This window comes from Roseateles sp. P5_E11 (genome assembly GCF_054049355.1).
The window spans coordinates 1-8,663 of sequence record NZ_JBFUMO010000230.1; the positions used below are offsets into that span (position 1 = coordinate 1).

Annotated in this window: 8 protein-coding genes; all 8 read left to right on the forward strand. The window is 64.6% G+C overall.

Annotated features, from left to right (window positions below; translation table 11 throughout):
- Nucleotides 1-671: 671 nt before the first annotated feature.
- The 8 genes from ACXJKR_RS17260 (at nucleotide 672) to ACXJKR_RS17295 (ending at nucleotide 8,567) form a co-directional block, all read left to right on the forward strand.
- Nucleotides 672-962 (forward strand): hypothetical protein, encoded by a 291-nt coding sequence (locus ACXJKR_RS17260; protein ID WP_457323865.1) that lies wholly within the window; start codon nucleotides 672-674, stop codon nucleotides 960-962.
- Entirely contained in the window at nucleotides 937-1,716 is a 780-nt protein-coding gene (locus ACXJKR_RS17265) for a LuxR C-terminal-related transcriptional regulator (protein ID WP_457323866.1), read from the forward strand. The genes ACXJKR_RS17260 and ACXJKR_RS17265 overlap by 26 nt, the downstream gene beginning before the upstream one ends.
- A 62-nt stretch (nucleotides 1,717-1,778) precedes the next feature.
- On the forward strand, nucleotides 1,779-4,154 hold the full coding sequence (locus ACXJKR_RS17270) for an NERD domain-containing protein/DEAD/DEAH box helicase (protein WP_457323867.1): 2,376 nt from the start codon (nucleotides 1,779-1,781) through the stop codon (nucleotides 4,152-4,154).
- Between the two features lie 447 nt (nucleotides 4,155-4,601).
- The gene (locus ACXJKR_RS17275) at nucleotides 4,602-4,955 is read left to right on the forward strand and encodes a hypothetical protein (protein ID WP_457323868.1); all 354 of its coding nucleotides are present in this window, start codon (nucleotides 4,602-4,604) and stop codon (nucleotides 4,953-4,955) included.
- A 9-nt stretch (nucleotides 4,956-4,964) separates the two neighbouring features.
- Entirely contained in the window at nucleotides 4,965-5,465 is a 501-nt protein-coding gene (locus tag ACXJKR_RS17280) for a lytic transglycosylase domain-containing protein (protein WP_457323869.1), read from the forward strand.
- A gap of 2 nt (nucleotides 5,466-5,467) precedes the next feature.
- Nucleotides 5,468-5,758, forward strand: coding sequence for a TrbC/VirB2 family protein (locus tag ACXJKR_RS17285; protein WP_457323870.1), 291 nt, complete (start codon nucleotides 5,468-5,470; stop codon nucleotides 5,756-5,758).
- A gap of 9 nt (nucleotides 5,759-5,767) precedes the next feature.
- The gene (locus ACXJKR_RS17290) at nucleotides 5,768-6,100 is read left to right on the forward strand and encodes a type IV secretion system protein VirB3 (protein WP_457323871.1); all 333 of its coding nucleotides are present in this window, start codon (nucleotides 5,768-5,770) and stop codon (nucleotides 6,098-6,100) included.
- The gene (locus tag ACXJKR_RS17295) at nucleotides 6,084-8,567 is read left to right on the forward strand and encodes a VirB4 family type IV secretion/conjugal transfer ATPase (RefSeq protein ID WP_457323872.1); all 2,484 of its coding nucleotides are present in this window, start codon (nucleotides 6,084-6,086) and stop codon (nucleotides 8,565-8,567) included. Before ACXJKR_RS17290 ends, ACXJKR_RS17295 begins: the two co-directional genes overlap by 17 nt.
- Nucleotides 8,568-8,663: the final 96 nt, after the last annotated feature.

Genomic DNA, 8,663 nt, shown 5'->3' on the forward strand with positions numbered 1-8,663 from the left:
ATCCAGCAGCAGCCGGCACGCGAAGCAGCAGAAGGACGCCGGCGAGAGGCCAAGCGATGGCATCCAGAGCGGCAATGAATCTCCGCCCCGGCCAGCTGGGCGCATCCGGATGCGGCTCACGCGCTATCAACACAATCATGCTTCACCCCCTAAGGCTGGCCGCTAACGCCCGCCGACCTTCTCATCGAATCACATCAGCACCGGCCATAGGCACGACACGGAAACGATTCGTAAGAGTGCATTCGTTCGGTCGAATAATGCGCCGCATGGACGGCCGAATCCGTGAATTTGCTAACCAATCTGTCAATCGGTAAAGCATCCACTCAGGCGCGAACGAACGACATACCGATGTGACTGTTCGGCCATGTCCCACGCGCGGAACGTCCTGGGACGAAGCGGGCCTTCCATGGCATGTAACCGCCAGAGATCGACGCGGCTAGACACGCCTGCCGTAACGGTCTGCAATGTGTTCGGGCTTGCAACTTACACGCCTCTGAAGATCCAAGGGAGCAGAGATGGAGTCCACAACAATCCACGACGCCATCGGCGGGCCGGCGCCGCACGCCGCGCCGCCTCTCAGGACGCGTCGGCAGGTAGATCCGGTCGACGGCCCGGCACGGCCACTCGGCGCAAAGCGATCCGCGCTGCAGGCGCAAAGGCGCCGGCAGTCCATGGCCAAGCGAAGCTCAGAGCTGACGCGGTCCGTCGCCGGCCACGAGGCGCACGTCCTCGCCTCGGCGGATGGCGTCCTCTCTTTTGCCCTCCTTGCTACGACGACAGGCTTGCTGGTCGAAAGGCGACACTGCCCCACAGAAGGCGCACGCACCGCGCAAACCCTGGTGTTCGAGGACACCACCGTGTTCGACAGATGGTGCGAGTGCGAGCCCGTGAGGTTCAGCGATCCGATGCTCCACGGCCAGCTGCGCCGCGAAGGTCATGAAGCCCTCAACACCGATCGATGAACTGTTCAGCCTGGCGGCCCTGACGGCTGCACCGGACTACGGCGCACGGATCCTGCAGATCCTCCCGAGCATCGGTGATGCCGACAGCGCCGCATCCGCGGTGGCCCACTTCAGGCGTGCGCTGCGCCTGATAGGCGCCGACGCGGGCGTCTTCCTGAGCGTCATCAGGGACGACGCCACACGCACCTCGTACCGGTCGCTGGTCGCGTGCGATCCCCTCTGGGCCATCGAATATGTGCAGTGCGGCTGGCATGAGCATGATCCTTGGCTCAGGCACGCCATCCACTGCGCTGAGCCGATCCGTGGCACGGAGCTGGAGATACGCCCCGACGAGGAGGTCTTCGTCAGGACCTCAATGAGGCTGGGCTTTGCATCCGCGGTCGTGGCTCCCGCGCCCAGCGAGGCCGGCATGTCTCGCGTGGGCGTGTTGTGCCTGGGGTCACACACCCTGGGCTTCTTCGACGGTGAGGGTTACCAGCTGGTCCGTGTCATTGCGAGAGCGCTTGCGATGGAGCTGCACCGTTGGCTGCTGCGGGCGATCCGCAGCGAGCTGCTGGCGCTGTCCCGCGTCACGCCCCAGGAGATCGAACTCCTGCGGCATGAGGAAGCCGGCCACTCCAGCAAGATGATCGGCGCGGAGCTGAACATCGAGGCCAAGACCGTCGACTGCCGGTTCCAGCGCCTGAGCGCCAAGCTGGACGCACCTGACAGGAGAACGGCCGCGCGCATCGCGCGCCTGTACGGCCTGCTGTGACGAACAATGAGAACGCGTCGGCCTGCCTGATACTTTGAGCCGACACGGCGCTTCCTCGTTTCATGGCCAGGTTCTTTCCGACACTCGATCAGACAGATTTCCGCAGCGAAGGCGAGTTCGCCCTCTTCAGGGAACTAGCGGCACTTGATGACGGGTTCATCGTCATCCACTCGTTGCCTTGGTTAAGAGGCAGAACCAAGCGCACCTACTCGCACGAGCTGCAGGAGTACCTGCGCGTCTCGATGGAGCGGAAGCATCTGTCCGGCGAGGTGGACTTCGTGATCCTGCATGCGCAGCTGGGCGTGCTCTGCATCGAGACGAAGTCAGGGCAGTACAAGCCTTCGGGCTTTCGCTTCGTCCACGAACGAGGCGCATACACCATCGATCCGCTGAATCAGGTCAAAGACAACGCCCTAACGCTCGACGAGGTGCTGAAGGCCCGGGACCTGAAGTGCCCCGTCGGCTACGCGGTGCACTTCCCGGACTTCGACCTCGAGCCCTCGCAGATCGCCGGCGCTTTCGTGCCGCTCGATCGGCACCTCCCGGACGGCATCTTGATCATGCAAAAGCATCGACGGGACATGCCGTCCCGAATCGTGCAGCTCATGACGCACTGGAAGGCGGCGCTGAACTACGGCAGTCAGGACGGCTTCACCCAAGAGGTCGATACGTTCCTGCAAGCCGTCTGGCCGCGCGAAGCACAAGCCGGGCATCTCGGACGCAAGATTCTCGCGGACGGGGAGCTGTGGCTTCGGCTCGACGAGAAGCAGGCAAATCAGGTGGCGCTATGCCTCAATGCCGATCGACGGTTGATTGCGGGATTTTCAGGCAGCGGCAAGACGCTCATCGCCCGCTCGCTTGCCGAGCAGTTTGTCGCCCGGGGCCTCAAGGTGCTCTTCCTGCTGAAGAATCGCCAGATCACGCAGAAGGTGTCCGCGCAACTGAGCCATCTCGGCCGGGCAATCACCGTTCAAACCTTCCACTCTTACTGCGAGTCCTTGGGCACCAGGGTGAGGGCCGGCAACGCCGCGCCGAACTATGACGAGCATCATCTGGCCCTGCACGGGACAGTAGATCGGCAATACGCCGTGCTGATCGTCGATGAGGGCCAGGCACTCAACGAGGCCGATCACCAGGCACTGCGCGACCATTTTTCCGGCGCCCGCAAGTTCATCTTTGCTGATGAGCTCCAGGTGCTTCCTGGCATCGAGAACGGCAGTTCATACAGATTCCTGGAGGACACCTACGACGAGCGATTCTTCTATCTGTCGACGGTCTACCGGAATCCGGGAGGCATCACTCAGAAGATGATGGAGATGCGGCCGCCGCGACACGAGGTGACCTCTCCTCGCCCGATCGCTGAAGACGACCTGCATCGGAGGATCAGCAGGGATGTCTCCAAGAGCATCCAGACCCTGATGGCGGAGCTGTCCGCGGTCGGCGTTGCGATGCAGGACGTGATCGTGCTCAGTCAGTTMTCACTGTCGCTTGAGGGCATGGACGTGTCCCGATCCACGATCTCGGCCTATCGCGGCATGGAGAAGCCCATCGTCATCGTCGTGGCCGGTTTCGACATGGACGACACCACCTTGGCGTGCGCGCTCGGCAGGGCTACCACGCGTGCCTACATCGTCGTGCCTATCGAGCTTCTCGTTGGTCAACGCGATGTGAGGTCGGATTTCCTGCGCAGGGGCTTGGAGAACACCGACCGCGCGCGAGTGCTGGATCGGGATGCCCGTGTCGCGAACCCTCGATTCGTTGCCAACATGGTGCGGAGGTTCGCAGGCGAAGTCGGCAGGCACGAGGTCCTCGGCGATGGCTTCGTCTACGCCAGTCGGTGGCGGCGATGGCTGTACGAAGGCGGTACCAGGTGGCCAAACCGAGGCGTGCAACTCTGGGGCTACTGGCTCTCGCTATCGACCGGCCTTTCCATCTCGGCACTTGACCAGGTACGAAACGACCTGACGGACTGCTACCTCCGCCACTGCAGCGAGTGCAACACCACGACGCCGCACGACGCATTTCGGAAGTGCCTGACCTGCCCCGCCTCGCCGCTGGACGCGGCCAGAATCGACGCGATCGTCCAGCAAGCGGCAGATCTGCGTGTCATTCGATTGCAGGCGCTGGGGCAGTCGCTGATCCACGTGGCGGCCCTGGTCGGTGATTTCCAGTTTCCGCGCTCGAACGAAAACGTGCGTGGGTTGACCGAAGTTCCAGTCCTGTTCCTCGCCACCACGATCATCGAGTTCCGAATGCGCCACCAGCCGGCGACTTCCACGAGATTTCAGATAGAGCAGTGGCTGCGAGAAGTGCTGGTCGCCAGCGAGCTTGACGACTCCATCGAGGGCCTTGCGGCMCGAACGATTGGAAGCCTCTGCTCGCAAAAGCTCATGGTGAGGACCAGTCCTGGTCGATACCGACTGACGGATCCTCAATAGCCCCCCGGCACGGTTCCGACTCTAGCCCTGCGGCCACCGAGCCGCGTTCCCGTCCCTCAAGACCTGCCCCTCGCGCCACCAACCGCTCAACCCGATAGCTGGAAAGTAGCCCGAATCCAGCAGACGAGACACCCTCCCCGGCTTCTAGATTGACCTCATGGCTCTCGGCGTTCGACGAGCCCCAACGGAGTGCAAGCAGTACGCGCTCCCCAAAAGAGGTCGATCAACATGAAGCTGCGCGCCTGCATTGGACACGTGTCTCGGCTACCCGCCGCGGCAGCCCTGCTCCCGACCGATTGGCTTGACCTTCGGCTCCACCGCCTCGGTGCTCTCGCGGCTTGCCTGACCCTGGTGGCCGCGCAACCGGCTCACGCGGTCGACGGGTGCCAAGTCTTGCTGTGCCTCGCGGCCCCGAGCTGGCGCTCGATCCCGCAATGTGTTCCCCCGGTGACTCAGGTGCTCCGCGACCTGGCTCGCGGCAAGCCTTTCCCCACATGCGCCATGGTCGGCGCCGGCAACTCGTCCGCACACACCTGGGCCAGCGCGCCCTCGTTTTGCCCGCCCCAGTACACCCGAGTGTTCGACGGTCCCAACGGGGCCATCTACTCCTGCGACTACAACGGTGCCATCTCGGTGACGGTCCAGGGCGTGCTGTTCGCCCGCACCTGGTGGTCCGCCTCCGGCGACTCCTCCACGGAGTTCAGCCCGGCGGCCAAAGCCCAGCTCGGAACCTGGGACAACAAGTTCGACACCGACTACGCCGCCTGGCTGGCATCCCAGCCCGTGCCGGGGTCGAACTGAGCGACCGCCATGGACGCCTCCACTTTTCTCGCCCTCGTCCTGGCCTGCGCGCCGGCCGTGCACACRGATACGGCACAAGCGCTCGTCCAGGTCGAGAGCGGCTTCAACCCCTGGGCCGTGGGCGTCGTCGGTGGCGAGCTGGAGCGGCAACCACGGACGCACGCTGAAGCCATCGCCACCGCCCGCACCCTCAAGGCCAAAGGCTGGAATTTCAGCGTGGGCCTGGGACAGATCAACGTCCACAACTTCCCAGCCCTCGGGCTGAACGTTGAGACCGCGTTTGAGCCCTGCGCCAACTTGCGCGCTATGCAGGTGGTGCTCACCAGCTGTTTTGAGCGCGCCAGCGTTTCGGGCTCCGGGCCGCCGCAGGCAGCGCTGCGAAGAGCCCTGTCTTGCTACTACAGCGGCAACTTCACCTCCGGCTTCGAACACGGCTACGTGCGCAAGGTCGCCAGAGCGGCAGCGCGCGCAGGCCATCCCTCGCCATCGCTCACCTCCTCAAAGGAGTGAACATGAATTGCTTCGGACAAATCAAGGGCCGCTGCGCCGCCCTCTACATGGCCGTCCTAGTCATGGCCCACCAGCCTGCAAAGGCCCAGGGCTTCGACAAGGTCAACCAGACCGTCATGAACGTCAACACGATCCTCGTGACGATCTCCATCGCGGTCGTCACCATCGCGATCATTTGGGCCGGCTTCAAGATGATCTTTCAAGGCGCGCGGCTCGCCGATGTCGCCAACGTGCTGATCGGCGGCACGCTGGTCGGCGGCGCGGCGGCAATGGCCACCTACATCGTCAGCTGAAGCCCCGCTGTGAACGCCGAAGTCATCTACAAGGGCGCCACGCGCCCAGCCATGAAGCTTGGCATCCCCCTGGTGCCGCTCGTCGTCCTGTTCGGCACCGGCATGCTGGCCATCATGTGGTTCGGCATGCTGGTGAGCTGGTGGATCGCGCTAGGCGTAGCCGCCGCGATCCTGCCCACGCTGGGCTGGATGCGCTATCTGACCGCCAAGGACGACCAGCGCTTTCGCCAGATATTCATCGCGCTGAAGCTGCGCATGGGCAACCGCAACGGCCGGTTTTGGCGCGCACGCAGCTACTCACCCACCGTCTACCGGGGGAACCGCAATGCTCGGCACGCATAACGGCAACGGTGCATCGCGCTGGCGCGGTCACCGCAAGGCGACGCCGCGCTTCTGGGCGCGGGCACGGATGGAGAACCCTCTGGGCGGCTTCGTGCCCTTCTCGTCTCTCGTGAGCCCGAGCATCGTCATCACGCGGGGCGGCGACTACCTTCGAGTCTGGCGCCTCGACGGCATCACCTTCGAGAGCGCCGATGAACAGCGCATCGCAGAGCGCCACGAGGCCCTGTGCAGCCTGCTGCGAAACCTGGCCGGCGGCCAGTGGGCCGTATGGATGCATCGGGTGCATCGCGCGGTGACGGACCAACTGCAGGATCCCGAAGCACCTGGGTTCGCGCAGGACCTGTCGAGGGCTTACCAGGCCAAGCTGGCCGAACGCCCCATGATGAGCACCGAGCTTTACCTGACGATGGTCTACCGGCCCAACGTGTCGCGCGTCGCCCGGGCGTTGCAAGCCAGGGAGCGCACACGGGCAGCCATCGCGGCGGCCCAGACTGACGCGCTGCGCGTCATGGAGGAACGTTCCGCCCTCGTCTCGCGCGTGCTGCGCGCTTTCGGCCCCCGRCAGCTCTCGACGCGGCAAGCCGGAGGCCGTACCTATTYGGAACTCGCGGAATTCCTGGGCTATCTGGTCAACGGCCGTTGGCGCCCCATCTTGATGGCCGCCGGCCCGCTGTATCGGACACTGCCCACGTCGCGCCTGTCCTTCGGGGGCGACAAGCTCGAACTGCGACACGGCGACGAGCGCCGCTACGCAGCGCTGGTCGACATCAAGGAGTACGCGGATGCCGTAGAGCCTGGGATCTTGAACGCCCTGCTCTACGAAGCCAGCGAATACATCGAGACACAGAGCTTCTCGATCCTGCCCCGGCGGGAAGCGATGCGCGCGCTGGAGCTGCAGCGCGACCAGTTGATTGCGAGCGACGACGTCGTGGCAAGCCAGATCGCCGACATGGACACCGCCCTGAACGACCTGGGGGACGGCCAGTTCTGCATGGGTGAGTACCACTACTCGCTCGTCGTCTTCGGCAAGGACGTGGCCGATGCCGGTCGTAGCGCCGCGAACGCCATCGGCGCCGTGGGCGAGTCGTCCAGCCTGCAGCTCTCCGCGGTGGATCTCGTAGCCGACGCGGCCTGGTTCGCCCAGTTGCCTGGCAACTGGCAGTGGCGCCCGCGGGACGCCAAGCTGTCCTCGCGCGCGTTTGCGGCCCTGTCCAGCGCCCACAACTTCGCCTGTGGCAAGCGAGACGGCAACCCCTGGGGCGAGGCGCTGGCGCTGATGCGCACGCCGTCGGGACAGCCTTTCTACCTGAACCTGCACAGCAGTCCGGAGGACGAAAACTCCGCGGACAAGAAGCTGCCGGGCAACACGCTGATCATCGGCTCCACCGGGGTCGGCAAGACCACGCTGGAAATGTTCCTGCTCACGCTGACCCGGAAGTGGGACCCCACACCTCGCTTGGTGCTCTTCGACCTCGACCGCGGCTGCGAGATCGCGATGCGGGCCCTGGGCGGCCGCTACTTCACCCTGGAGGCTGGCAGGCCTACCGGCTGCAACCCGCTGCAGTGGGAGCCGACGCCCGCACGCATCCAGTTCTGGGAGCAGCTGATACGCACATGCATCGCCACGCTGGCGCTGCCGCTGATGCCGGCAGACGAGCGTGCCGTCGCCCACGCGGTCAGGGCGGTGGCCCAGATGCCCGCCGCGCTGCGCCGCTTCTCGACCGTACGCCAGAACCTGCCGAAGACGGGCGAGAACAGCCTCTATGAGCGGCTGGGCCGGTGGTGCGATGGCGGGCCGCTGGGATGGGTCTTCGACCAGGCTGACGACCGGCTGCACGACCTCCAGACGGCCCAGGTCATCGCCTTCGATACCACCGAGTTCCTCGACCTGCCCGAAGTCCGGACGCCCGTGATGATGTACCTGCTGCAGGTCATGCAGGAGCTGGTCAACGGCGAGCGGCTCATCTACGTCATCTCGGAGTTCTGGAAAGCGCTCGACCACGAGATCTTCAGCGACTTCGCCAAGCAGAAGCAGAAGACGATCCGCAAGCAGAACGGCCTGGGTATCTTCGACACGCAAAGCCCCTCCGACGTGCTGCGCCACCCGATCGGCCGAACGATGATCGAGCAGAGCGTCACCAAGATCTTCCTGGCCAACCCGGAAGCCGTGCGCGAGGAATACGTGGACGGCTTCGGGCTCAGCGAAGCCGAGTTTGAGATCGTCCGCGGCCTGAGCGCCCAGGGCGGCAGGCGGTTCCTGGTGAAGCAGGGCCACGCGAGCGCGATCTGCGAGCTGGACCTGGCTGGCCTGGACGACTTCGTCACCGTCCTTTCGGCCACCACGGACAACGTGGCCCTGCTGGATGCCATCCGCGCACAGCATGGCAACGATCCGTATCACTGGCTTCCCGTACTGCTGCGCGAGGTTCACGATCGAAAGCTTCGCAACCCTGGGAGAGCTGCATGAACCGCACCACCAAGATGCTTGCCTTGGCATCAACAGCCATGCTGACGGCCACTGCCGAAGCGCAGTTCGTCAAGGGCAACGAAGCCATCACGATAA